The sequence below is a fragment of the Lacinutrix himadriensis genome (assembly GCF_001418105.1).
Classification (GTDB): domain Bacteria; phylum Bacteroidota; class Bacteroidia; order Flavobacteriales; family Flavobacteriaceae; genus Oceanihabitans; species Oceanihabitans himadriense.
Genome location: NZ_LIQI01000032.1, coordinates 204,289 through 229,901, shown reverse-complemented (window position 1 = coordinate 229,901; position 25,613 = coordinate 204,289). Strand labels below are relative to the sequence as shown.

The 25,613-nt window shown below is 31.6% G+C and carries 21 protein-coding genes; 4 read left to right on the top strand and 17 right to left on the bottom strand.

The genetic code is table 11. From position 1 onward, the window contains the following. Positions 1-3: 3 nt before the first annotated feature. A complete protein-coding gene (locus AMD28_RS18205; RefSeq protein WP_055445565.1) occupies positions 4-945 on the bottom strand; it encodes a hypothetical protein in 942 nt (313 codons plus the stop codon). Next, a complete protein-coding gene (locus AMD28_RS18200) occupies positions 945-2,591 on the bottom strand; it encodes a CFI-box-CTERM domain-containing protein (protein ID WP_055445564.1) in 1,647 nt (548 codons plus the stop codon). Before AMD28_RS18200 ends, AMD28_RS18205 begins: the two co-directional genes overlap by 1 nt. Positions 2,592-3,032: 441 nt before the next feature. Between AMD28_RS18200 and AMD28_RS18195 the strand changes: the two genes are divergently transcribed. Then, the gene (locus tag AMD28_RS18195; protein WP_055445563.1) at positions 3,033-3,476 is read left to right on the top strand and encodes a hypothetical protein; all 444 of its coding nucleotides are present in this window, start codon (positions 3,033-3,035) and stop codon (positions 3,474-3,476) included. Positions 3,477-3,718: 242 nt separating this feature from the next. On the opposite strand, the gene AMD28_RS18190 is transcribed toward AMD28_RS18195, so the two are convergent. Next, positions 3,719-4,669, bottom strand: coding sequence for a helix-turn-helix transcriptional regulator (locus tag AMD28_RS18190; protein ID WP_055445562.1), 951 nt, complete (start codon positions 4,667-4,669; stop codon positions 3,719-3,721). A gap of 116 nt (positions 4,670-4,785) precedes the next feature. Between AMD28_RS18190 and AMD28_RS18185 the strand changes: the two genes are divergently transcribed. The 3 genes from AMD28_RS18185 to AMD28_RS18175 all read left to right on the top strand — a co-directional run bounded on the left by AMD28_RS18185 (position 4,786) and on the right by AMD28_RS18175 (position 7,270). Further along, positions 4,786-5,880 (top strand): DUF262 domain-containing protein, encoded by a 1,095-nt coding sequence (locus AMD28_RS18185; RefSeq protein ID WP_055445561.1) that lies wholly within the window; start codon positions 4,786-4,788, stop codon positions 5,878-5,880. Between the two features lie 80 nt (positions 5,881-5,960). Then, positions 5,961-6,560 carry a hypothetical protein gene (locus AMD28_RS18180; protein WP_055445560.1) on the top strand — a complete coding sequence of 200 codons (600 nt, stop codon included), beginning with the start codon at positions 5,961-5,963 and terminating at the stop codon, positions 6,558-6,560. A gap of 20 nt (positions 6,561-6,580) precedes the next feature. Further along, complete coding sequence (locus AMD28_RS18175) at positions 6,581-7,270, top strand: hypothetical protein (RefSeq protein ID WP_055445559.1); 690 nt, start codon at positions 6,581-6,583, stop codon at positions 7,268-7,270. 299 nt (positions 7,271-7,569) lie between these two features. Here the strand turns inward: AMD28_RS18175 and AMD28_RS18170 are convergent, their stop codons facing one another. The 14 genes from AMD28_RS18170 to AMD28_RS18110 form a co-directional block, all read right to left on the bottom strand. Further along, the gene (locus tag AMD28_RS18170) at positions 7,570-11,145 is read right to left on the bottom strand and encodes a DEAD/DEAH box helicase (RefSeq protein ID WP_055445558.1); all 3,576 of its coding nucleotides are present in this window, start codon (positions 11,143-11,145) and stop codon (positions 7,570-7,572) included. Position 11,146: 1 nt separating this feature from the next. Continuing rightward, positions 11,147-11,284, bottom strand: coding sequence for a hypothetical protein (locus AMD28_RS18660; RefSeq protein ID WP_161804654.1), 138 nt, complete (start codon positions 11,282-11,284; stop codon positions 11,147-11,149). A 5-nt stretch (positions 11,285-11,289) separates the two neighbouring features. Further along, complete coding sequence (locus tag AMD28_RS18165; protein WP_055445557.1) at positions 11,290-13,035, bottom strand: phospholipase D-like domain-containing protein; 1,746 nt, start codon at positions 13,033-13,035, stop codon at positions 11,290-11,292. Beyond that, positions 13,035-14,351 (bottom strand): hypothetical protein, encoded by a 1,317-nt coding sequence (locus AMD28_RS18160; RefSeq protein WP_055445556.1) that lies wholly within the window; start codon positions 14,349-14,351, stop codon positions 13,035-13,037. Before AMD28_RS18160 ends, AMD28_RS18165 begins: the two co-directional genes overlap by 1 nt. Positions 14,352-14,354: 3 nt before the next feature. Continuing rightward, complete coding sequence (locus AMD28_RS18155; RefSeq protein ID WP_055445555.1) at positions 14,355-15,206, bottom strand: SIR2 family protein; 852 nt, start codon at positions 15,204-15,206, stop codon at positions 14,355-14,357. Between the two features lie 41 nt (positions 15,207-15,247). Beyond that, entirely contained in the window at positions 15,248-15,586 is a 339-nt protein-coding gene (locus AMD28_RS18150; protein WP_055445554.1) for a hypothetical protein, read from the bottom strand. Positions 15,587-15,604: 18 nt separating this feature from the next. Next, entirely contained in the window at positions 15,605-16,318 is a 714-nt protein-coding gene (locus AMD28_RS18145; protein WP_055445553.1) for a hypothetical protein, read from the bottom strand. Beyond that, positions 16,315-16,806, bottom strand: a complete 492-nt coding sequence (locus AMD28_RS18140; protein ID WP_055445552.1) for a hypothetical protein — start codon at positions 16,804-16,806, stop codon at positions 16,315-16,317. The genes AMD28_RS18145 and AMD28_RS18140 overlap by 4 nt, the downstream gene beginning before the upstream one ends. A gap of 394 nt (positions 16,807-17,200) precedes the next feature. Then, positions 17,201-20,182, bottom strand: coding sequence for a type I restriction endonuclease subunit R (locus AMD28_RS18135; protein ID WP_055445588.1), 2,982 nt, complete (start codon positions 20,180-20,182; stop codon positions 17,201-17,203). A gap of 182 nt (positions 20,183-20,364) precedes the next feature. Beyond that, positions 20,365-21,705 (bottom strand): ATP-binding protein, encoded by a 1,341-nt coding sequence (locus tag AMD28_RS18130; RefSeq protein WP_055445551.1) that lies wholly within the window; start codon positions 21,703-21,705, stop codon positions 20,365-20,367. 9 nt (positions 21,706-21,714) lie between these two features. Beyond that, positions 21,715-23,052 (bottom strand): restriction endonuclease subunit S, encoded by a 1,338-nt coding sequence (locus AMD28_RS18125; protein WP_055445550.1) that lies wholly within the window; start codon positions 23,050-23,052, stop codon positions 21,715-21,717. Continuing rightward, a complete protein-coding gene (locus tag AMD28_RS18120; protein ID WP_055445549.1) occupies positions 23,052-24,836 on the bottom strand; it encodes a type I restriction-modification system subunit M in 1,785 nt (594 codons plus the stop codon). Before AMD28_RS18120 ends, AMD28_RS18125 begins: the two co-directional genes overlap by 1 nt. After that, positions 24,829-25,125, bottom strand: coding sequence for a hypothetical protein (locus AMD28_RS18115; RefSeq protein WP_055445548.1), 297 nt, complete (start codon positions 25,123-25,125; stop codon positions 24,829-24,831). Before AMD28_RS18115 ends, AMD28_RS18120 begins: the two co-directional genes overlap by 8 nt. 3 nt (positions 25,126-25,128) lie before the next feature. Further along, on the bottom strand, positions 25,129-25,593 hold the full coding sequence (locus AMD28_RS18110; RefSeq protein WP_055445547.1) for a hypothetical protein: 465 nt from the start codon (positions 25,591-25,593) through the stop codon (positions 25,129-25,131). Positions 25,594-25,613: the final 20 nt, after the last annotated feature.

Here is a 25,613-nt window from a genome sequence, read left to right as displayed (position 1 = left end):
TTTTTATTCACCAATACTAACTTCTATTTGAGCAGATTGAATCATTGCTCCCTTAAAGTTTACTTGTGGTTTTATAATTCGTGTAATAATTTCTTTTCCTTCTTCAATTTCATCACTAGGTGTGAAATTCGCAGTCACTTTCATTCCTTCATTATATTCTTTACCGAGCATTTCAACTAATTCATAGCCGTTAGCTGCAAAGTTATCTTGAATACGTTTAACTGAAGAACCCAATTGTTTTAATCCTTTTGTGCTCTCGTCCATTCTACTTAAATTCTTTTGAATTCTTATAACTTCATCTGCTACTTTTAAGGCTAATGAATGGTCTGCTTTTTCGTTTGAAGTTGTTGGCTGTACTTTGGTTTCTTCTTGTTTTAATTTCAATTGTGTTTCTAAGACTTCTACCAACTTGTTGTCCAATTTCACGCTTTCTTCTTCTAAAGCGGTTTTGGTATTCTTTATTTGAGTTTCAACATCTGTTTTACTCGATTTAATGCGTTTGCCTAATAACCAATAAACCAAACCACCCAATAAAAGTGTTGCTAACGTTGCAATTATCCAATACAAACGGTTTTTACCTAAACTACTGTCTAATTCTGAAATTTTGGAATTTGCGTTTTCGCCAGTTTGTTTAATTTTAGTTCCTAATTCTGTTGAATTGGTTACAATATTTTGACTGTTGTTTTTTATCAATTGATTTAAACTGTCAATGATACTTTCTTGTTTTTCTGATTTTAGGTTTAGTGTTTCTAAACCCTTTTTTTGTTGATTTAGAATGTATTGTTGATTGTTTAGTTTTTTTGTCAAAGAATTTATTTCTTGTCTTTGCTGAAAAACATTGTTTTTTATAGTTGGTATTTCTTTAACCAAAACAGAGTCTTGTTGCTGTTGAGCAAAAAGATTTGATGCTCCTAGAAATAGAGCTATGAGTAAAATTTTCTTCATTATTTTTTGATTGCTTTAATAAATTGGTCTAATCCTTTTCGGATTATGTGGTTAATACTTTGTTTGTTCTTCAACTTTTCAACCAAACTTGGCGAATATTTGTAGTATAATTTAATAAAACGTCTTCCAACTATGGTTTTGCTTAAAAACCCATCTCTGAAATTTCGTAATTCCATTACTTGTGGATGGTCGTAATCTCCATAAGCCATTGTTGCAATGTAGCAACCTTTATCAGTTGCACTACTGATAGTTGAACCAACTTTTTTTGCTGTAGATTTTGCTTGAGCTGCTCTTACATCTTTCCAATAGCATATATGTTTAACTTGGTTTATTTGAATTGGTCCAAGTTTGCTAAATAAGAAATCTACTAGATTTTGATATTCCGAAACCTTGTTTCGATTTGAACATTTTTTTATTATTTCAATGTCTCTTAAACTTATCTCACTACTAACAAGTTCAACAACTTTAGACCAATTTAGACAGCTAGCTTTCATTTTACTAACTTTAGAATAATTGATGCTCTGGTTGTAAGGCATATTCCTTATCATTGAAGAAACTTGGGCATCAATTTCACTAATAGCTTTGTCATAAGCTAATCTAATGGAACCCAATACTGAGATAGCTTGATTTATTTCGCGGTCTTTCATATCAGCAAGTGAAGCCAGACTATCTTTTGCTCTATCTTTTGTTAATTTACCAACAGCAATTCTATCTGCTATTTTTGTTAACTTTTGAGCTTGTTCTAAATAGTTATCACTAGAACCATTTTCTAGACTTTCGTTGAAATAATCAATACCACATTGCATTATTTCATTTGCTAATTGGTCTGCAATTGTTTTATATTTTAAGTCAGTAATTCCAAGTAATGATTGAAGAGTTACTAAGTCATCTTTACAGTTTGCAGCTAAATTTAGTCCAAATTGGTAGGCATCAATTTTGTTGTCCTTTCTTTTGTTTTTACTTCTGGAAATTTGGCTTTCAATATTGTGTACTGGTTCTTCTGTGAACTTTTTTGAAAGATAATTTTGAGTTGAACCGTTGCAATTACTGAATAATTGTAATGTTTCAGAACTAGAATATTGGTTTTTGAATTGCGTTAGCAATTCATCAACCAATTTTTCTATTTGTTTTTCATTATCAATCGTAAAAGTTTCATCTGCAACAGAATGAACAAAATTTTCAAAGTATTCAGATTCTATAAGTTTTATTTTTGCCTCAATTCCTTCTTTGATTTCTTCTCGATTTTGACTTAATAATCTGTAAGTTCCCAAATTATTAAAAGCCGAAAAATTCTTAGAATTTACATCTTTGTTTTGAGTTACTTTCTCCCAAATCTCAATTGCTTTTTCTTTGTCTCCATTTTTTAAGTATTCAATTGCAGTTTTATCAATATCGTTTGCTTTGAGAAACCAAAACAGAGCATAGTTTACTTTATCTTGGTTTTGCTCAATATTAGAAAAAGCTTTATTTATAGAATCTTCGGTTCTGGTAATACTATCTAAATCTTGAAAATCGTAATCAGAATTTATTTCTTTACCAACCTTAGAGTAGGCTTTTATTTTCGTCTTTTGCTTTTGTAATTCTCTTTCAGTTGCGTTTGAAAGAATACCTGCAATTCGGTAAGGGTTCTTTTGGATTAACTCCATATTTTTTCGGTTGGTTTTAAATTCCTAAAATTACTTCTTATTTTATTTCTTCTATTACGGTTTTCCGTATTCTGTTCGTTTTTTGAGTATTTAAAAAAAACAAAGTAGCTGTTTGTGAAACTGGCTTATATTTTGCCTTTGTAAAACCTACTATTTATCATTATTATAGTATGTATAAAAGATGGTTTGTGTCAAAACAGTTATTAATAGAAATTAATAAAATGGTTTTATGAATTCAAAAAATTAATAGCGAGAACAATATAGGAAATTTCCTCTTTTATTTTATTATTGATAATATTAAATGATGAATTTTGTTGCGATTTATTATTTTAAATTGGATTAAAAAGATTTTGGGATGTTAGGAGGAATGCACTTTTTTTTCTGCAATTAATTTTTAATTTCGCAGATAGATAAATAAAATAACTAAGCATTCACAAACCAATGAAAACTCTTTTAAAACTTACCTTTTTACTATTCTTTAGTCTTACTAATGCTCAATTTTCCGAAACTGCTCTTCCGGAAGAAACGAAAACTTTTATTGGATATTTTAATAATTTTAACACCTCACATGGTTCATTGCGATCAGAGATAGTAGATGGGACTAAAATATACACCTTGAAATATGGTATTGGAGCAGCACAGAATTTTATTATTCGTTTTGAAGAGACAGGAAATGATTTAGAATCCTTATATCAATTACTTAGCACTTTTTTTATTAAGGAAAACAAGAAAGATGAACAATATGTAAAGTCTTTTAAATTAGGCGAGGTGGATGTGATTTGTACGGGATTTGGTGGTATTCCTTTCCATATTTATTTTAAAACAGAAGATGGTGTTTTTTATATTTCTGAAAGACAGCTGGATAAGTTGTTCGGTAAGAGATAAGTTAATGTATTGTAAATAGGTATGTGTACCTGTTTGATAACTGTTTAGCGTATCAATCCTCAAAGTTTCACTAAAGTATTGATTATCTAATTTTAAAATATTCTCCTTTTCTTTAAGGTAAGCTGCCATTGCTAGCTCCCGTAAAAGGGAATAATTTTCTAATTCAATATAATTTGCTTTTACTTGTCTAAATATTTTTCTTTATTTTATTGATTGCGGTAAGCCTTAAATAATATAAATGGTTATTTATACAAGTGATACATCTCACTAATATGTTTTTTGATTTTCTCTCTAAACCATATTGGTTCTAGTACCTCAACCATATTACCTAGTTTTAAGATTTGTATTTCAAACTCGTAATTTGGTTTTAAAACATAGGTGACTTGTCCCCATTGGTTATCTATGCCGTTGATACAAATTTGGGATTTGTGTATTGGTAAGCTTCGTAAATACTTAATTTGGTTGTTATGTGCTTTGATTACAATTTTTTCGGGAGATTTACTTTTGGATTCGGTATAATTTAAACCAACTACATCATCGTATTGTTTTAATTGTTTTTGAAAATCATCCAGTTGAAGGGACTTGATGTTTTTAATTTCTATTTGTGAGAGTCTGTCGATTCCGAAATTTTTGATTTCACTTTCTCCATCTACTACTGCAATTAAATACCAACGATTGGCATATTCTTTTAAGCAAAGTGGGGAAACGATATATGGCTTGTTTGTTGCCCCATAGTAATTTTCTTTGAGAAAAGATATTTTATGGTTTGCGGCTATTGCTTGAATTAATTTTTTGAAATGTTGTACTCCAGAGAAGTTGGTAGTGTCCTCAGGGAGTACCCATTTTTGAAAGGACTTATAATCTTTAAATCCGTTTTCATAAAGTTCTGCCATAGCAGCAAACTGGGCAAATTTAAAAAATTGGCTTAAAGCTTCTTCATTCTCTTCTAGGGTATAGCCCCGCGTTTTATGGTTATAGGTGATTACAATACCAAAATCTACTTCTAATATATTCTTGTCTCGCTCGAAAGTGCGTTCGGTAAGGTCTACATCATAATCTTGGCGTAATCGATGAATAATCTCCTTTTTACTAAAGTTTGGATTGGCCTTAATTAGTTGTGCTATACAATTTAATCGCTTAAGAATTTTATAATCTGCCATAGTAGGTGTTTCCTTCAAAAATAGAATTTCCATTGCTTATAACAAGGTGATTGGAGTTTATTTAGCTATAATTTATAAAGTTTTTATGAGTCCGACATCATTTGGCGGAGTGGGTTTCGATGTTTGCATTATAATTAAAAATATCTGTTATGAAAAATGAATACTTGCTCCAAGACGAATTTACACATTGGCTAGATTTACAAAATGATTCCCTTTGTTTTAAATCTTCCTTTTACAGTTACCAAATAAATAAAATACATAGCATTTTTGCTTTAGAGAATGGGTTTCCATTTGATTTTTCGGATGCATTGGAAAATGAAATAATTTGTAATAACCCTCAAGGTGTTGAGGTAATAATTTTGAAGGTATTAGATAAAATGGAGCACAATGGATTTTGTAAGGATGTAGATATTCCTATTAAGGCATTGGAAGCAATGCGGATTGGATTACTGAAATATAGGCTGTTTCTTCATCATTTTTTAGCAAGTAGGAATACCAATTATAACTCTATAAATAGTATTAGTAATTACTTTTCTGAAACAAAACAGTTGCATTTAGTTTCCCTTTTTAAAGGTAACAAAAGGTATTCGTTCCCCGTTTACCAAGATGTCTATATCTATAATGCACTTGAAGTTGATGCTTTGTGGCAAAAGCTTTTAAAATCTCATGAAGACCAAAAGTTGGGAACTAAAGATGCGCATGGCACCATGGCTACTGATTTAGGAACTATAGTTGTGAAAAAGCGCGAAAAAAAGCAATTAGAAGTTGTGGATGGAGGGCAAACTTTAATCACACTTTCCATTTTAATGCATGTACTTACCCAGTTTTCAAAAGGCACAAAAGGTGCTGTTGGTTTTGAAAATAGAAATAGAGGTTTGTCTCAAATATTTTCATTTAAAACCGAATTAAATGATCAGAAATTGTTTCGAGTATTGGTTAATAATGGGATCAATAAATGCGCTACTTCTGCCAATGAAATAAGCAAAGGGATAATGTATAGATGTGAAGAACCTGGTTTAAATAATGGATATGCATTTTTACAAACTACATTTCGTTTTGTGCAGTTTGTGCAAGAAGCTAAGATTCCACAATCGGATCATTATATAGCCAATATGGATGCGTTTTTTAGTAAGGTGTTGAAAAACCATAGTATAACGATTAAGAAGTTAAGTCTAGAGAATAGGGATAAAACTTATTTAAATCGTAGTACTATTTTGGTGCAAAATATTATGGAATGGTTGTAAAGGAATCTTCCTGTTTTATAATATAATAAAGGAACAAAGATGGCGAATATTGAGTTACATCTTTTAATAGAAAAATTGAAATGAATACAAATATATATTACCAAGTAGAAACTAAATATTGGCGTAGGGAAGTACCGAATATTCATGATGCACTTTCGGACAGGGTACCTACCCAATCGGATATAGCCGAAACGAGTACTTTGTATAAAAATGATTCACCACTTGTAGCTAGATCTGCAGCTTTTAATCATTTTAATAGTATTATAGACGTGCTATATGAGGGTTTAGGTACGGAGCAAACTTCGGATGCTCAAGCTCGTATAGATTTGCAGTGCTATTTGGATTCAGGGAATGGTATAGAATATCTCAGTAAGTTTCCAGATAAAAAATTTAAAATGCTAAGTAGGGATGATATACACAATCGAATAGAAATATATGTCGTTATAGAAGGCGTGAAAACAGCAATCCATGGTTTACGTTGTTTAGAATATACAGATAGATTAGATGAAGGTATTATTGAAAACTTAGAAGGTTTAATCTTAGAATATAAATACTATAAAAATAATCAATTCGCTATAGATAAAGAGGGAATTAATATTACTTTAGAAACTTCAGATGGAAAAATAACAAGCATATTAAAAACTCCAGTAGATTGGAAACAACTTCAAAACTATCTGTAATATTGAATTAAATTAAAATTATGAGAGACGCATATAATAAGTTATTTGAAAAAATAAATAGAGAGGATTTTTTTAAATTAGGATTGGATGACATAATCTATATAGAGGAAAATGAAATAATGTTACAATGGGAGAAATTAAAAAATAACGTATTGAATAATAAGGAGGTATTTATACGAGGATATAGTCGAGACGCTAGAAAAACGAATTATTATATAACACTCTATATGTTCCTGTTTAAATTAGAGAATGTGATTAAGGATCCTTCAAATAATACCGAACCAACAAAACTAATAGCAAGTTTAACAAACTATATAAAAACTCCAAAAAAGAAATGTGAAAAGGAACTGTTAAGTAATTACCAGATTTCACATTTATTTGGAAGAACAAAAAACCCCTTGTTATTTAATTGTTCATGGAATATAGCTTATATCCCAAAATATTTAGATCCCTTTACTGGCCACGAAACACGAGGGGAGCACAGCATGACTTTTAAAAAAGTATTTAAAAGTCAGATTGAAAATCGTTTTTTGGATTATATTATTGATTACAACGATTTTATAACAAAATATGTTGAGCCTAATTTGCAAGAAGCACTTGATAATACAAGAAGAAAATTAAGAATTGATAAAAAAGAATTTGGAAAATTTGAAAAGGACGCAAGGAAGGAACTTTCTAAAATAGAACTTGAAGATAATAAACTTTTTTAATAATGGTTTAGAATTGATTACGGCCAACATAATTTTAATATGTAGCACGAGGAACAATCCAATATTATTAACTTATCATAGAAAAGTTAAGGGGAAAAGGTTCTTTTTAGTAATGAAGAAAAAAGTTATTATATTAATTAAGATGAACGCTCAAGTTTTTGTGTTTTGTACGATTTTTAAAACTTGTAATTAAAAGAGCACATATTAATGAATAGCAGTAACGAGAAAACCTTAAAACCTGAATGGTTGGAAAAAAAATAAAAGATAACCTTTACTTAAAAGTTTATAATCGTTAGATTTTAATTCCAAATCTCATCCTTATTACGTATTCTTTCTATTTCCTCCATAGCATTTAGTTCTATTTCTTGAACATCTTTAGAATAAAAAGGTATAATACTACTGTTCGGTAAATGTTTCACGTAATTATCAGTATGATTCCATTCCCAAATATTTCTTATCCAAAGCTCTTTGTCTTTATAATCTCGTTCGAGATAAATGAAGTTTTCTTTTGTCTTCCAGCTTCCTTGCACTTTAATCGACTTAAAACCCTTCCTTAAAGAGGAACTTGCTGGTTCTGAGTCAAAAATTTCTTTATTCGGCTCAAATGAATCCATTTTTAAGTCGACATCCAAAATTACTTGTTCCATATGGTCAGCACAGTGAATTAGATCATTGTAATTTTGAAGTAACTCAATTGTACTTAATGGATTTTCATGATGATTAAGAAAAACGGGCAAATCAATTTTAGCATAAATACCAAAAATTGAAACAGTGGTTTGACTTTTATCTAAACATAACTTTACGGTCATGAATTCATCTTCGTATTTTTTAGAAAACAAATGATAATTTTTTTCAAAATCCTTGATTTGTCTCTTTCTACCTATTGGGGAAATTAGGCTTAATGTATAGGTCACCTCTCCTAACACCCCAGTCAACTGAGCATCATAATTTAATTTAACAATTACAGGCTGGTTTCGCCCATTTGCTAGTGTAGAATCTAGGACACAAATCGTATCAGCAGATATTTTGGATCTGAAAATGGGAATATTATGTTCTTTGAAAGTGTTAATCACTTGTTTTTCGATATCTGTTTCTTTTATGTCTAATTTAAATTCAAAAGAAGGCTTCTGTAATTCATTCATTTTGGCTGGGTAAGGGTCTTGTACCAAATCCTCGTTTGGGGTTCTAAAGAATTGTTTCCAATTTTCATAATTGAAATTCTTTGGATCAAGATTGGATCGACCTTCATAAGCTTGGCATTTATCTATTAAGTTCTCTTCAAAATATTTTTTACTGATAAAATTAGCGAGATGATCTTGATCTATCGTGTTTTTTAAATAAGGATAAATAATCTCTAATATGCTATTCTCATCCATATCAAGATTCCGTTCTATTTTGCTAAACATACGATCAATTCTACCCACTCGTTGTTCATTATCTCCAGGGGTCCAAGCTATGCCATAATGAATGATTTGGTCACAAAAATATTGAAGATTAACTCCCTCCTGGAGAACAGAGGTGCTAATTAATACATCAGGATAAAATGGCGTATTAAAACTTGTCATAACCCTATTATTCTTAGTGTCTCCTGAATAAGCATATGCTGGTTGTGCATCCCAAAAATTTTTCCATTCCTCATTCAATAGCTGATCTTCATTAGTTAAGTTAAAGACCTTTTCACAAAGCACCTTGAAGTTCAAAATAGATTCTATTATCAATTGCGGGATCGAAGAATAAGACATTTGCTCACTAACTTCTTCAGTAAACTGTAGATACAATTTAACTGCAGTTGATTCACTTCTATTCGAAGCTTTAATGAAAGCGATATAAAGATCTACCAATGCTGGAGAAGCAAGTAGCATACCCTTTTCAATAAAAGTACTAAACGCCTCTTTTTGGTATTCATTCAGTTCTTGGTATTCCTTTTTTATACTTTCCTTTTTCTCTTCTTGTAATTCTGATTTTTCAAGATATCTCCAGAAAATTGTCATTAGAGTTGGGAGTTTAAGGGTTTCAGTAGACTTTTCTAATAAATCTAAACGTCCAGCCAAGGTGTTTTTGATCTTCATACTAACATCTTCAGTAACATTTTCTGAATCTGTTCTGTGTAGTAAACAACTGATAAAGTGATCGTCAGTATAGCCTTTCCCTTTTAAGAAAGACTTATAAATTTCAACTTTATATTCCTTATCAAAATAGTCTGCTCCTGGAGCAAAAAAGATATTAAACACGCTTGGTTTAGATCTATTGAATCTAAGTCGAAAATTTGATGCGTGAGTTGAAGTTTGAATGCCCGCTTTCTTTTTCAATGTTTTAAAAAGATACATCACTTTGGATGTTGGAACTTTTTCCAAATCTTCTCCTAAATCTTCATCAGATAAAATTAAGTCTTCTTCTTCATGATTAGTCAAACCACTCTTGTTTTCAAAATGTTTTCTAAATTCATTTAGACCAGCAACGAGTTCCATACTAGAGCCCAATGCATTGTTTATTTTTTTTAATAAAATTTCATCATATCTAAAGATTGCTCTTGCTGCAATTTCCCTAACAGATGGTATTCTTCTTACGAATACTAATTTTTTCGAATTAGGAGAGTTAAGGGTTTCTTTTTCCGCTATAAGGTCTTTATTAAGCTTTTCGTATTTAGGATGAGAAGGAGGAGATCCATCAAAAATTGATTGATACTTTGCCGATAATTCTAATAACATTTCTCCATCAGATCCTGAATTAAAATCACTCCCTTCTTTAAGTTCTTTATCATCTTCATAATTAATTTGTTCTTTTGGAATAAACTCTGTACCTTCTAAAAAACCAAGTATATTTCTTCTACTACCATGCATTTCTCCTTGCATATATTCAGCAACTAATTGTTTCTGATAGATCCCAAAAAACAGTTCAGACATTTCGTTATCCTTAAAATCCGATGCACGACTAATCTCTTTTCGATAATTATATTTCACTTTCCCTTGCTTTGATAATCGCCTAAATCGTCTTAGACATATATCATCAAGTATTGTATCATAACTTAATTCGGAGTATTTCTTATCATCAAAATAGGATACTATAGCATTTATATTACTACTTGAGCTGTGATTTGGAGTAGCAGTAAGCAACAATGTTTTTTTAGCAATTTTATTAGCACCTTCGTTAAAAAATGTTTCAGCAACAGCCACACGTAGACTCCCACCATGCTTGTTTCTAAAATAATGCGCTTCATCAATTATTACTAAGTCAAAATAGCCATCAGGAAGATGCTTTACTATGTCTTTTCGTATTAAGTCTGAAATTCCTTTTGCAGATTCTTTATTTCTTTCAATATTGTTGTAATCCTTGTCTGGTTCTATTCCTATATTTTTCAGCCTAGCATTTACGTCCGTTTGGCTGAATAATGAACTAAAAGAAGATATCTTACCTATAAAAAATTTACCCCATCCTTTTTGAACTTCAGTTGCCAAATCATATAGGTTGGTACAAAATATTGCGGGATTAATTGGTTTACCATCCACTCTTGATTTTACGATATCATCTTTTACTTTATAGTGCACTTTAATGAAAGTTTCGTATTCCCTCTCCCAATTGTAAGCAACTTCATTTCTAGGAGCTAACACAAGAATTCTTGCATCTGGTTTTTGCTGCCAAAGTGCTGCGCAAACTGCCAAAGACTGAATGGTTTTACCCATACCCACTTCGTCAGCAAGAAGTGCTATTTTTTTTTCATTAAGCAGATTGAATAAATAAGCTGAGCCTTCAGCCTGTATGTGCTGCATTGATATCGGGTTGTAGCTGTTAAATTCTAGCTCCCTATTTTCTTTATCTCTATAGAAACTAACAAAACGTGTTAGTTCTTGTGGCGTTATGTTTTTAAAATAGCTCATATTAATAAGAACAACTTTCTTGAATGTATTTTAACCATTTATTCATTTGATATTTATTCACATTATCAAAGTCTAGCATAATATTATCAATGGTTTCAATAGGAGGGGGATTCTCAAAAGTATTGTAACTATTAAACATATTTATCACTTGGTTTCCTCATTGATCATGAACCAAATAAAGGAACTGCTCATTTCTGTATTCGTAGAAATCATTTGCTCTTTTAAACGCATCAAATGTTCTGATAATTGGGATACAGACCCCGGAATTCGATATCCAATCATTGATAATTCTCTAGCATCAGTTTTAGCTTCTTCCAAACGAATTCTTATTTGTTCAAAAGCCAAGAACATGGTAAACCATGCATTGGAATAATCTCCTTTTAAAGCCTTAATGATTTTATCAGAAAGCTCTTCTCCTGTTTCCGTATCTGGTTGATAGTTTATTTGATGATACTGTGATTTATTTTCAGGTTTACGGTCACTCCAAGCTCTTAATAAGTCACTTAGGGATTCGAAACCCACTGAAGGTCTTTCCATTGGATTCAATTCAATGATAACACCTAGATAAACTTTATTGCCACCTTCTTCTTTATCGTAAACGGTAAATAGCCTATCTTTTAAAAGACTTTTATGTTCCTTGTAAAAGCTGACTCCTGAATTCAGAACTTGTTTCGCTGATATTCTATTTTTTTTACCAGGTAGATCGATAAATAAGGATTCAAAAGATGAATTATCCTCAGACTCAAATCTATATTGATAGGTAGACCAATCGACATAAATTTGGCAATTTATTGTCCAGTCGAATAGCAGTTCTTTCTTCTCATCATCAATATCTTCTTTTCTCATGCCTTTAGGGACATCAATTCGTTTTAGTTGAAAACTTTGTTTCAAAGCTTGATAAGTATAATCATTTATATCTTCAACGACACCAGCTTCAATATTATTTGCATTTATAGCTATGTTTAAACCAGCTTTGGTAAAATTCCATGAACCAATGGCTAATTTGGATGTAGTGCACCAAACCTTTGCGTGTACAAGAAGTTCTTTCCCATACTCATAAAGGTCTTTGTGCAGTTTGACTTTAGGCGTTGCTAAAACCTCCAAAACTACTTCAGAAGATAAGCGCATTGCTCCAGAAGTTGTGAGATCAGGAATTACATTTAGGTTGTTAACCCAACTCAAATCTTCTTTAATTATATTAAGAAATTCGTCTGAAAAATAAGGAGACCAAACAAACATATCTTTACATGTGTCTTCCTTGATATAATCTAAAAGACGATGCTTTGATATAGAGTGAATAAACTTCCATTTGGCTTCTGGCTTCAATCCTTTCTGCCATTCTATATTTAACGAATTAATCTTATTCCTATCCGATATATTAGGCAATAACCCCAAGAAAAAATCCGTAATAGCTTGTGCATTTACTTTATCATCTATTTTTTTAAAGACTACACTTTCTGAATTTTTTGACCAGGCAGAAAGGGTCAAATTTGCGGAACCTGTAACTAACCAGGCCTCATTTTTTTTATTCACCAACAAAGTAACCTTTGGATGGAATACCCCATGGGTAAAAGATTTACCAATGCTTTTTGGTTTAATAGCTATAGTTTGCACACTCGTTCTTTTAATGTCTGGGCGCATAGCACGGTAGTCGTGAAAAACTTTAACATCTACAGAGCCGCTATCTGCATTAACGATTCTGTCGTTCAATGCTTCAAAATCTTTTATATTTTTAATATCAAATGGGTTTGTTTGTACTAGGGCAGAGAGCACATATTTCTCAAAAAAATCTAAACTTAGATTAAATGTTGTGAACCAAGCCATTTTTATTTCTCCAATTTCAGAAATGGTCTTTTTAAACTCGTTATATAACTTTAGTCCTTCTGCCATTAGTTTATATTTAATCCGGTGTATATTGATTTGACAGCGTCTAAATAATATCGATTATACCAATATCCGTTAACCACAACATTAGATGTTGAAACATGTATTGCTTGAGGTATATAATGTTTGATATGATCATTTTCTAGTTCCACCCATGCCACGCCACCACGATCTTCCATAATTTTCTTATGGTAGTTTAATATTGCTTCTGCAAATTGTACTCCGTTATTTGTATTGTCTTTAACAAAATCAACCAACATTTCGAGTCTTTCGTTACGGCAAGTAAGCGGTAAAACACTTTCAAAGGGTATATCTCTAACTAACATATCTAAATCAGATTTTATATCTGATAACTTTTTTACAGAAACATCAGAAAGTAAATAAAACGCGTGAGAACATCTACTTAAAAAAGGTTCTAGGTCTAAAATCCACTGTAGCAATTCTTTTTCCTTTTCGTCCTCCTCTTTTTTATAGGCAGAAGCTATTATAGATGCTATGGTTTGTTCTCCAAATTGATTCATTTCTGAATAAATTGATTTCGCTGCACCTGAAGTTATCCCAAGCTTTTCCTTCCAATAGTTTTGTAGCAAAATGTTTTGTTCTAATTTACCGAAACAATCGGCATATAGCTTCCATAAAACCTTATCGTTTTTATAACGGTTAAGAGTAACTATAGGATAACCTTTATCTTGGTTTTGCAACAATTCAGTAAGCAAAACCATTAATTTATTTACCAATTTATTACCTTCAGGCCATTGTAAGAATAATTGTTCTATCCGTTCAAATTCTTTAGGTGAATATTCAAAGTTTTTTGACATCAACCCCATATTCATAAAAGGCCCTTTGTACCGTCCATTAATACCTAATTGTATTTGTCGGACTAATACTCCTTTTGATCGTTCGGCATGTATTTCAATTTCCTGATAATTACCATTCGATCTATCTAAATTATCTTGAGCTTTGTTGTTGCCAAGTAAACCCATAGTATTTACCGAGTTCCATTGATCCAAAAGGGCATATACCAGTAAATCCTCCATAAAAATGAGCATACCAGCTTTAGTGTCGTATGTATCACGATAGAATTGGAAATGATTTTGTGCTTGGTTAAATACCTCGTTATTTTCTTGCTGGAAACGATAAAGCACGAAATGATGAAGCAGATTAATGGAGTAATTCCGAACGTCTGTTGAAACCGTTGTAAGTTTGTTTTTAAATATGAGCTGCCCAAAATAGGTCCATATCATTTGCATTCCCATAGGGTCTACGGAACCATCTGAAATGAGGTCTTTGTCCGGGATAGTGAATATGTTAGTCCATTTCATGTTTTATAAATAAAGTGAAGCGTAATCATCAATTGATATTGTGGTATAATGCTTAATATTTAAATTTCTTAAAAAATTATCAATTTTACGATCGTTACCAGTGCTTAAAAAAACTGTTTTTTTTCGTCTCTCCTCAAATTGTCTAAAGTATCTTTCACGTTCAATTAATAACCAGCGAATAAATACTTCTTGACTTTCTAACTTTAAGCCCACAATAATCAATGGCATATTAAACCAAATGTGTAGCCAAGTGTCTTTACCACTCCAATTCCCTTGGTTTTTACCATTAAATAACCGTTTTTCTCCTTTGTGTATCCAATTTCTAGCTTTTTCAACACTCCCCATATAATCAGTTAAACCTAGGCGGATACTATCATGATAACGAGTTAATCCATGAATATGCCAAATACCAAAACCACTTGTAGGATCCTTTAATTTTTCTTGTGCATAATATCTATCCCAAGGATAAAATCTAGTAAATCCTTTATTCTCAGTTTTGAAAAAACATAATTCTTTCGATGTTTCTAAAGCTAAATCAAAATTTGTTGTAAGTACAGGGCAATTTTTACTTTGCGCCAAATTTAAAAATTGGTTATGAGGTTGTAAATTTTCTATTGAAGGCGATTTTAAATACGTACAAACTTTTAATTTTAACTCCTTACCATTTACACTATGCATTTCTATAAAATCATACATTTCATTATAGGTAAGACCTTCAAAATTTAATTTTTCTCCACCAATTTTATGCAATAAAGATTTCCAATCTAAAAAAGTGTTTTCTAAATTATTAATACCATTGCCTAATAATATAGCAGGTCTTTCTAATTGATGAATTGTGTCTCTTAATAGTCCCATAGCATTTTTAAACAATTCAGATAAATGAAATATTATCTATTTTATTCTAATTCTTCAATTGTGATTCCATCTTCTAAAAACTTGTAATATCCCGGAGATAACGCTATACTATCCTGATATTCATCATCCCATAAATCCTCATCCGTTTCCCACTCTTCCTTTTTTCGGATGAATTTGTATGGTATTTCTGAACAATCTATTTGCCCTTTTTTGTTTTTTTTGATTTTGAATTTTTCTCCTGGTTCTATTTCCATGTGATACATATTGTATCCTTGTTGGAAAAGTACTGCATCACTGTTATAATCTTCGTCTGGAGAAATGCCCATTTGTTCCAATGTAGATTGAAAGCTCGGTGTTATTATAATTTCAAGTAGTTTCATAATATTTTATCTTAGGTTTTACTTAAGGACCTCCCATATTCCAATTTTGAAAGTTTGTGGAATATTTGTTGCCGAATTTACCTCTGATAAAAAAATTAATTTTGTAATTATTTTATCTGGAAGCATTAAATTATTGCCTGTTTTTTCTTTGTATGGTGTTTTATATTCGTTTAAAAAAGCTTGATAAATCTCTTCATAAGATTTGTCATTGGTTTTTAAAGCAATTTCTTTTTTCGGTAATTTGTCATCAAAAGAGAACCATTCAGAATAAAAACTTTTTGATTTTGATGAGTTCTTTGGTTTAGGAGTTAAAAATGTAGGTTTTAAATTTAAATTTTCAAATGAAACTTCGAAATCATCAGTAATGCCACAAATTAAAAAGAACCCTTTTTTATTTGTAGAGTCACAATACAAGTTTAAACGCATTAAGTCATTAAAAACTCTTATTCTTTCAGGTTTTCCCCTAGTAGAATCTTTCTTTACATATTTAAATTCATATGCAGACTCTATCTTGTTTTTTGTATTATTAAATTGAAGGTCAATTCTTCTAACAGGTTTAAATTTTGAATGATGAAATTCCAGATTAGGCTTTAGTCCTGTAACTTCCAGATACTCACAAGCAGGAATTTTAATCGTTGATTCATCAATGATGTAATCTCTACCTACTGCTGAAATATAATTCATCCAATGAATTATACTTGAAGCTAAATAGGATTCTTTAAAAGTTTTCATAGTCTTTGATTAGAAAAATTAACAAAATGAAGATTGTCTATTCCAAAAAGCACTAATCGAACCCAAGGGTTGTCTCTATGAATTTCTATAAAATGCATATAGGTTTTACCTTTAGCATATTTTAGTACTTCATTATTCATAAATTCTAAAGGTCTTTCTGATTTTAAGCCTCCTCTTAGAATTGAAAAGGATGAGTTTTTGTTTTCTTCACCATTCATTAAATTATATTGAAAATATTCAACATTGTCGCTAGAGTGTTCTAGTTTAGTATATTCAAATTCATTTATTCCACTAATAATAATTCTAATCCAATGATTATCATTATAGATTTCGATGAATTGATTGTAACCTTTATTACCAACATATTTGGATACAGCAGTATCTAATATTTGTTTAGGATATTCAACTATAGAATTACATTTAAAAATCGCAAATTTTGATTGATTTTCTGTGATAATTTCTTTCTCAAATATTTCTATATTATTCATAATACTATCTTTATTATTTATTCCACCTCCAAAATAACATACCCAACCCCTCCAAAAGTAAAACCATCTCCAACCTTTCTACCTAACATGATTTCTGCTAATGTTGAGTTGGGTGCAATTTGTTTAAAGCCTCCTTTAAATTAGCAGAGAATTTTCTAAAGAACTCGTTTTCATGTGAGAACTCATATTTTTTGACTAAGTAGCTTTTAAAAGACATAGGTTTAAAAAATTATTCAAGAATTAGATTATTATTATTATTATTAAAATATTATTCAGGCTTTCATATGAGTTAAACTTAATTTGTATGTTTCAGATTCTTTAAAGCATCATAATTTAAATATGTATTTATATTATTTATTTTAGAAAATTTAAGTTCCATAATTATATTTGTTATTTACCTACCAATCCCTCTTACTTCACGATCATAAATCTCATTAAATAACAATGTTTTAAACAAAGCATTTGTTTTACCATCCGTCATTTTGTTATAGAAATCCAATTTTTTATCAATAAAACTTAACAGATTATCATCTATTTTTTCGTCAAATTTATCTTTGATGTTATTTTTTGAATTTTGTTTATTAAAATAACTTAACAGCTCTTGGTCATCATAGGTATCATCAAGAATACTTTGATAATCCTTTTTATCCTCATCGGTAAAGTCAGCCCCAAACGTATCATTTAAAACTTTAATAATTTTGGTTAAAAAATCAATTTCTTCTTCTGGTTTCTGAACACCACCGCCAGGTGTCATGCCATAATCTTCACCATCTTCTGATATTAAATCTAAGTTAGTAGTAAATTTATGTTGTATTTTATAACTATCTAATTCAATATCATTAATCACATCTACAGGTAAATCACTTTTTACATAAGGCAACTTTTTAAGTAGAGCAGAAAGGAACACGTACTTTTTTTCTAAGTCCACATCTGTAAATTGAATAATCTGACTTAAAAAACGATAGATTTTAGTATAAGACTTTGCGGCCGCTTTAAAGGCGTTTTTATCTTCATCTTCAAGCTCGTTATCAAAACGTTTTGCAATAGCTGCTAAAATGGATTGTATGCCTTCCATCTTGTCATTTGGCTTAAAGAATATCTCTGCAAAAGCTTCTACTTCGGTTTCATAAAAGACATTAAAACTATCTACCTCATCTAAAATAGTATATAAACTATTTGGATCGGTTTCATTTTCTTCTTCCATGAAGTTTTTACCATAGAAATGCTGAAAATCTGCACGCACTAATTCTGGATCGTTTACAAAATCTAAAACCATGGTAGAATCTTTACCTCTTCGGTTTCTATTTAAACGCGATAAGGTTTGTACCGTACTTGCGCCTCCTAATTTTTTATCTACAAACATGGTATGTAGTAACGGCTCATCAAAACCTGTTTGAAATTTATTTGCTACTATTAACATTCTGTTTGCAGGTAGTTTCAAAGCTTCTGGAATACTTATTTTACCACCAAGATTATTCATGCTACTTTCCGTAAACTCCTCGTTAGTATCAGGGTCTTTAACTGTTCCTGAAAATGCTACCAACGCTCTGTAAGGCAAATTCATTTCTTTAAGAATAGCATCAAACTTCAGTTTAAAGCGTACTGCGTGTAAACGTGATTTTGTAACCAACATCGCTCTTGCTTGCCCTTGTATTTCGTTTTGTGTTTGGCTTGTAAAATGCTCTAACATAATACGTGCTTTTTTATCTATGGCGTGATCTTGAAGATCTACATAGTTACCTAAAACGCGTACTGTTTTCTTTTTGTCGTACTCTTTATCTTCTATTTCTGTACGCTTTACTAGTTTGTAATAGCGTTTAAAAGACATGTAGTTTTGTAATACATCTTTTATAAAGCCTTCCTTAATGGCTTCCTCCATGGTGTACTCATCAAAAGGTTCAATTTTACCATTTATTTTTGTGCCAAATAACTCTATGGTTTTTTGCTTGGGTGTTGCTGTAAAAGCAAATTGCGAAATGTTTGGTTGTTGTCCTTTTTTGGAAATTTCTTCAGCAATAATCTCATCAGCTGTTTTAATATTAGCTTCGTCTTTCTCTGCTTCTTCTAGGCTTAACGCTTTACGCATTTGTCGAGATGATTCTCCCGATTGCGAGCTATGTGCTTCATCAATTAAAATAGCATATTTACGATCTGGATAATTGGTAACATTTTGAGCAATTACCGGAAACTTTTGAATGGTTGTTATTATGATTCGTTTTTTATCTTCAATAGCATCTTTTAAATCTTGAGACGTTGATCTTTCATCTATATACGCCACAACTCCTGGCGTATTATCTAGTTGACGTATATTATCTTGGATTTGCTTGTTTAACACACGTCTATCTGTAACTACAATGATAGAGTCGTATAATGCTTTTTCATCGGTATAGTTTTGATAAAAATTAGCTAATCTATATGCTAGCCAAGTAATGGTATTTGATTTTCCAGAACCTGCGGAATGTTGCACCAAATAGTTTTTACCCGTACCATCTGTTTTTAAAGCTTCTAAAATACGTTTTACAGCTCTACGTTGATGAAAACGAGGAAACAGTAATTTGGTAGATTTTTTATCTTCTAACTTTTTAGTTTTCGGATTATATACTTTTTCCTTATCGGTTTGCACACTAATAAAGTTTTGCACTAAATCTAATAAAGAATCTTTTCGCAATACATCTTCCCAAAGATACTCCACTTGATAACCCGTATCTGAATGGTTAGTCAATCCCGTATTAAAAGGTAAAAAGTACGTAGATTTCCCTTTTAACTCTGTAGCCATAAATACTTTTTCTGTACCTACCGCAAAATGAACTAAGCAACGTTTAAACTCTAAAAAAGGCTCTCCTTTTGGTAAACGATCTTGCATAAACTGCTTAATCGCATTGTGATGGTTTTGTCCTGTTAAAGCATTTTTAAGTTCTGCGGTAACTACAGGAATACCATTAATAAATAAAACAAAGTCAATCTCGTTATTATTACGATTAGAGTATTTTAATTGACGTACAATGGCTAAACGGTTTTTAGCATACGCGACTTCGTGCTCTGGTGTTTTGTTGTTAGCCGGTTTAAAAAAAGCTAAATCTAGTTTTTGACCACGATCTTTAACACCATTACGCAGCACCTCTAAAGTTTTATTCTTGGTAATATTTTTAGCTACGTTTTCTACAATTTTGGTGTCTACTAAAGCTCCGTATTGTTTAGCCAATTCTTCATACTTTTTAGGTTGTGTATCTTTTACAAATGCAATAATTTCTGAAGGAATAACACACGAGTCTTTGTCATACAAATTAGGTGATACGCTGCGGTATTCTTTAACTGTATTGACCAAGTAATTTTCTATATGTGCTTCGAAATGGATTTCTTTAGTTCCTGATGCCATTTTATGTTGTTTTTTTACACTTATTTTTTTGTTTTGGCCCAATGATGGCCCAATTATTTTTGTTAACTGGACTAAAGGTGGCCCAATTAAAAACCTTGAAAACACCTTTATTAATAGGTGATTACGCTTTGTCTACCGTTTTTAACTCTAATTTTGGCCCAATGGTGGCCCAATTATTTGTTTTATGCTGGCCCAATATGGTCGCCCTTTAAAACGTAAGTGGTACCAGCGCCAATGGTCCCGCTTTTTACTAAATACTGTCCATCTAAATCGGTTAAATATCGTGTAGCTGTTCTTTTAGCTACTTTACAGATCTCTTGAACAATAGTATTTGAAATACTTTGATGTTCTTGGACATATAAAATAATAGTTATAAACTCTGGTTTTAGTCCTTTTGCAGCTAAAGCCTCTTTTGTGTAATTGATTAGTGTTACCTGAAAATCTGGTGCTGTATTTGCAAAAATTGGTGGTGCTATTTTATGTGCTTTACACGCATTTATGATTTTTATGGTACCACGTCCCCAAGATTCTATATATCCTGCTCTAAATAAAGTGTTTGCTATATCTGGGTTAAATGGTTTTGATGGGTGTTTCTCTGTTAACCTATCTACCGTCCAATTTTCAGGTAACTGACCTTCGTTCCAAAATATAATTTTATTGTTGTAAACACTTATTTGAATAGGAATACCACTACTATAATCTTTATGCGCAATAGCGTTTAATAAAGCTTCTCTAACTGCGTCTTGCGGAAAGGTGAATTTCTCCTCACGTGCTCCATCATCGGTATATGAAATAGCTGCTTTATCATATTTTGTTTTAAGCAAGTCTAAAGCTTCTTCGGCTTGTTCTAGTAAATTGCCTTTTATTTCGTCTTGGTATATTAAATCGTCATCATCTTCAAAAAAACCTATTTTGATAGATGCGCCTGTAATGTATTTTTCTGGATTGGGATGAAATAACAATATCGCAGCTCTTTTAAGCATGGTATCATTATCTGCATACAGGTTTAAGCTTTCTAATAGCTCTTTATTGTTGCCTTCTAAATCTTCGGTAGACAAGCGATTACTTTTTTTGGCTTTGATCTTAAAAGCAGAAAACGTGCTGTCTTTTAAATCTTCTACTGAAATATTTGGTACAGGCACACCGTCCCATTTTTTACCTTGGCGTTCTAGTAAAAATTTGGTTAAGGCTGCGCCTTTCAATTCTTGTAAGGTACTATCAGAACGATAATAGTATTTACCACGTAAACTTATAGGAAACGGGTATTGCTCCACAATAATCTCTAGATACTCTAAACCGTCTTTTGCATGCAAGTTTACTGCTGCCATTACACCCAAAACATCGCGTATTTGGTTGGGTAAATCTTCTAGCAGTTTTCTGGCATTATCAATGCCCTTAACAACACCATTATCGTCAATACCAATATATAGCGTTCCACCTTGTGCATTAGCAAAACCAGAAACCCATTTCAGGTACTTCTCGTGCCAAGATTCTTTCCACTCTATATGTTGACTCTCTGCCATAATTAGTTGTTAGTTTTTAGATGTAGCTTGCCATTCTCTTACATCTATTTTGCCTGTTACTGCTTCACTAATGATAGATTGACGGTAGGCTTTTAGTTTTTTGATTTGAAGTTTTATTTTATCAATTAATAAATCCATTTTATTAGTTTTCAAATCTAAATGATTTACAATCTCTTGTTGTTCTCCTAAATCGGTCGGTAAGGCAAAACTAAATTCATTAAAAACGTTTTGATATAGGTGCTGAATAGTTGCACCTGATTTATTAAAATCAATAAATAGGTTAAATACGTCAGAACTTAATAACCAGAAAAAGTAATCTTGTAAATAATCCTTATTTAATGGTCGAGTAACAAAAACACCAGAATTTAAAGTAACTTTTTCTGGTTTGTTTTTTACAATTGCTATTTTACCAATAGTACCATCTTTTGTTATTAAAACATCATCATCCAACAATTGGATGTTTTCATCTACTTCATACCTATCGTAATCTACTCTGTGACAAGTATCCCATTTTATTTTTCCCTTATTAAAATCTGTTCCAGTAACTAAATAAGGTCCGACTTCTCTAAAGTCTTCAGATTTCAAACCTTGCCAACCAATTCTTCCTTTCACATAAGTAATATGCTTTATTCTCTTAATGCTCCAATTAGAATTATATTCACCCAACCACTCAATACCAGAATCTTTTAGTTTGGCATTTGGGTTTAAACCTTTGGTAACTGCTTCGTTAATTATGGCTTGTCGTTGTGCTTGTAGTTTTTTTATTAATTGCTCCTTTTTTTCTATTAACCCATCAATGATTTGGGTTTTGTGGTCTAGGTAGTTTACGATTGACGTAACATCTTCATCAGAAATATAAGGTATTTGAATATTTCCAATTGTTTCCGTATTTAAATTTAACTGTGTTCCTACTTTTCCTAAACCACCAAAAGGCAAATCTGATTGAAAAATATAATATAGAAATTCAGGATTTAATTTCAATTCTGGAAACCAAACAAATCCATCATGAATACAACATTTAATTTTTGTTATAATTGGTTTTCCCACAGAACCAGCGATACTTAAAAAGAAATCACCTGGATATCTTTTCACGCTTAATGATGCTCCTAACTCTGATAATTTCTCCTTAGTCTCTAATAAATATCTTTCACTAGCAGAAACATCTGCAATTCTAACCCACGAAAATTCTCCTTTTTCATCATCAAAATATTTTGGGTCAGCTATTGGTCTTGGTGAAGCACCTCTTTTAATTGAAGTTATCCACTTCATTTTCTTAATTTCCCAATGTTCAGGAATCTTGCCAATCCAATTAATCCCACTTTCCTTATATGATTCGTATGTCTTCATTAGGCTAACAAATCATTTAAAAGTTTTGTGATATCTTTTTCAAGGTCAACAATTTCTGCTTTAATTTCGGCAGCTGGCTGTAAACCTTTGTACTCGTAAAAGTATTTGGTAAAGTTAATTTCGTAGCCAATACGGGTTTTATCGTAATCTATCCATGCTTCTGGCACGTGTGGCAATACCTCGTTAGCGAAGTAGGTTTCTATATCGTCGGTTAATGGTACGTTTTCTTTATCACGTTTTTTAGAGTCTGGTTTTGGGTTGCCTTTACTCATTACCATTTTACCGTCTTTATACAATGGTTGTTCTATGGTGAGTTGGTAATAGCCAAAATCGTCATTATTGTAAATTTTGCAGTGTTCGGTTTCTTCAAAATTGGTATACAAGTCTAACAAAGCAGCAATATGGGCATCAGTAAACTCGTTACGTTTGTTACCTAAACTCTTTTTGTTAGAGCGCGCGAAAATGTGCTCGCTTTCTTCTTTTCCTTTCGCATTGGTACCAATTACTTTGCTCGCATTCCCATTAATTAATTGCACTTTACCTTTACGGTTTTCCGCTTTTTTATTGGTTAAAAACCAGATGTAGGTGTTAATACCTGTGTTGTAAAACAAATCTTTAGGTAAAGCCACAATACACTCTAGCCAATCGTTTTCTATAATCCATTTACGTATGTCGCTTTCGCCACTTCCTGCATCTCCTGTAAATAATGGCGACCCGTTGGTAACCACACCAATTCTAGAACCGTTGGTTTTGTCCATTTTAGCAATCATATGTTGTAAGAACAATAATTGTCCGTCACTAGTACGCGGTGTTCCTGCATAAAAACGTCCTGCAGGATTTAGCGCTTCGTTTTCTATAAAGTTTTTATCTTTTTTCCACGTTACACCATATGGTGGATTTGCCATCATGTAGTGAAATTGCTTGCCTTGAAATTGGTCGTCTGTAAATGAGTTACCATGTTTTACATCTCTAGGGTTTTCCCCAGAGATTAAGGCTTCCGACTTTGCTATAGCACAAGACTGCTCATTTAATTCTTGACCATAAGTCAACATGGTTGGTTTGTTGTTGGAATCTTTACAGATTTCGTCTAACACAAAGTTTTTACCTAGATTCACCATACCACCTGTACCACAAGCAGGATCGAAAATGGTGCGTATAATACCAGACTTACAAAGCTCGTCTTTTTCAGGTGTGAAGATGATAGCATTCATTAAAGCAATAACATCACGTGGTGTAAAATGCTCTCCAGCAGTTTCGTTGGATTGCTCATTAGATATACGTATTAACTCCTCAAACACGTAACCCATACTATGGTTATCTATGGTATCTTGATGCAAGTCAATTTTGCAGATGGCATCAATCATTTCATATAACAAACGGTTTTTTACCAATCGCGCTATAATTTTATCAAATTGAAAACTTTCTAAAATATCGCGTACTTCTGGATTGAATCCGTTTAAGTAGTTATTGAAGTTGATTTCAATATATTGCGGTTCGTCTTTTAACGAATTAAGCGTGTGTTTTGATGTGTTGTAATACGTTAAACCACCTGCTGCTTTTTTAAGGATTGGATCTAACTTGTCTTCGCTAACCTTATCTTTAAAATCGTTGTAGCTTTTACGTACATTTTCGTTTACGTTTTCGAGCATACAATCTAGTCTACGTATTACTACAAAAGGTAATAGTACATCTCCAATTTCATTTTTCTTAAAGGCATCACGTAAGACATCGTCTGTGATTTGCCATATGAATCCTACGTCTACTTTGTTATTTATGTTACTCATTATTTGATTTTTGTTTTAAGGCTTCGCTTAATAAATCTCTTGATAAATGTCTTAAATTGTCATGCACCCCATTTAACCTAAGCACCAATAAATCTCCAGGAAACCACTTAATTATTCCAGATTCATTGCAGCACATGTAATTACCATCTTTAGGTTCTACATTAGTTTTGAAGAATAGAGAGTCTTCTTCGATACAAAAAAAGCGAGCACCTACTTTTAATAAATCAGAAGATACCTTCTTTTTTATTAAATTAATTTTACCCTCTATTTCGCATTTTACATTTGCCATAATTTAATTCTTTTTTTTTAATTTATTGAAGCGATCGTCCATTTGAATATCTCTTAATATTTGAAAGCTAGATAAATAATAAACCTTACTTGTTGGATTAAAATCTTTAAATGAAACAAATGTTTTTACAGGTGTTATATTATAACCTTCTTTGGAGAACGTTCTGTATTTTACATAGGGATAAACGGTTTCTACATTTAAATCAATTCGTTTAGCTATATCTATGGTTGATTTCATTGCATAATAATCATCTCTAAACGTTAGTATATCGTCTTTTAAATTTAATAGAAATTTTTGACCAGCCTCATTAATATCGTAATAATCTCTTACTTCTGCGCCAACAGGTTTATCTTCATTTGACATATAATTTAACAGTTCTAAATCAAAGGCACGCATGAACTCGTTAATAACGCCATTGGTGCCAACCAACTCTTGTTCTCTAAACTTACCGAAATTTGTTTTCGTCATAGTTTGATTTTTGTTTAACA

Excerpts from the sequence above, each read along its gene's own strand:
- AMD28_RS18205 (WP_055445565.1), bottom strand. The coding sequence starts at position 945 with ATGAAGAAAATTTTACTCATAGCTCTATTTCTAGGAGCATCAAATCTT.
- AMD28_RS18200 (WP_055445564.1), bottom strand. The coding sequence starts at position 2,591 with ATGGAGTTAATCCAAAAGAACCCTTACCGAATTGCAGGTATTCTTTCA.
- AMD28_RS18195 (WP_055445563.1), top strand. The coding sequence starts at position 3,033 with ATGAAAACTCTTTTAAAACTTACCTTTTTACTATTCTTTAGTCTTACT.
- AMD28_RS18190 (WP_055445562.1), bottom strand. The coding sequence starts at position 4,669 with ATGGAAATTCTATTTTTGAAGGAAACACCTACTATGGCAGATTATAAA.
- AMD28_RS18185 (WP_055445561.1), top strand. The coding sequence starts at position 4,786 with ATGAAAAATGAATACTTGCTCCAAGACGAATTTACACATTGGCTAGAT.
- AMD28_RS18180 (WP_055445560.1), top strand. The coding sequence starts at position 5,961 with ATGAATACAAATATATATTACCAAGTAGAAACTAAATATTGGCGTAGG.
- AMD28_RS18175 (WP_055445559.1), top strand. The coding sequence starts at position 6,581 with ATGAGAGACGCATATAATAAGTTATTTGAAAAAATAAATAGAGAGGAT.
- AMD28_RS18170 (WP_055445558.1), bottom strand. The coding sequence starts at position 11,145 with ATGAGCTATTTTAAAAACATAACGCCACAAGAACTAACACGTTTTGTT.
- AMD28_RS18660 (WP_161804654.1), bottom strand. The coding sequence starts at position 11,284 with ATGTTTAATAGTTACAATACTTTTGAGAATCCCCCTCCTATTGAAACC.
- AMD28_RS18165 (WP_055445557.1), bottom strand. The coding sequence starts at position 13,035 with ATGGCAGAAGGACTAAAGTTATATAACGAGTTTAAAAAGACCATTTCT.
- AMD28_RS18160 (WP_055445556.1), bottom strand. The coding sequence starts at position 14,351 with ATGAAATGGACTAACATATTCACTATCCCGGACAAAGACCTCATTTCA.
- AMD28_RS18155 (WP_055445555.1), bottom strand. The coding sequence starts at position 15,206 with ATGGGACTATTAAGAGACACAATTCATCAATTAGAAAGACCTGCTATA.
- AMD28_RS18150 (WP_055445554.1), bottom strand. The coding sequence starts at position 15,586 with ATGAAACTACTTGAAATTATAATAACACCGAGCTTTCAATCTACATTG.
- AMD28_RS18145 (WP_055445553.1), bottom strand. The coding sequence starts at position 16,318 with ATGAAAACTTTTAAAGAATCCTATTTAGCTTCAAGTATAATTCATTGG.
- AMD28_RS18140 (WP_055445552.1), bottom strand. The coding sequence starts at position 16,806 with ATGAATAATATAGAAATATTTGAGAAAGAAATTATCACAGAAAATCAA.
- AMD28_RS18135 (WP_055445588.1), bottom strand. The coding sequence starts at position 20,182 with ATGGCATCAGGAACTAAAGAAATCCATTTCGAAGCACATATAGAAAAT.
- AMD28_RS18130 (WP_055445551.1), bottom strand. The coding sequence starts at position 21,705 with ATGGCAGAGAGTCAACATATAGAGTGGAAAGAATCTTGGCACGAGAAG.
- AMD28_RS18125 (WP_055445550.1), bottom strand. The coding sequence starts at position 23,052 with ATGAAGACATACGAATCATATAAGGAAAGTGGGATTAATTGGATTGGC.
- AMD28_RS18120 (WP_055445549.1), bottom strand. The coding sequence starts at position 24,836 with ATGAGTAACATAAATAACAAAGTAGACGTAGGATTCATATGGCAAATC.
- AMD28_RS18115 (WP_055445548.1), bottom strand. The coding sequence starts at position 25,125 with ATGGCAAATGTAAAATGCGAAATAGAGGGTAAAATTAATTTAATAAAA.
- AMD28_RS18110 (WP_055445547.1), bottom strand. The coding sequence starts at position 25,593 with ATGACGAAAACAAATTTCGGTAAGTTTAGAGAACAAGAGTTGGTTGGC.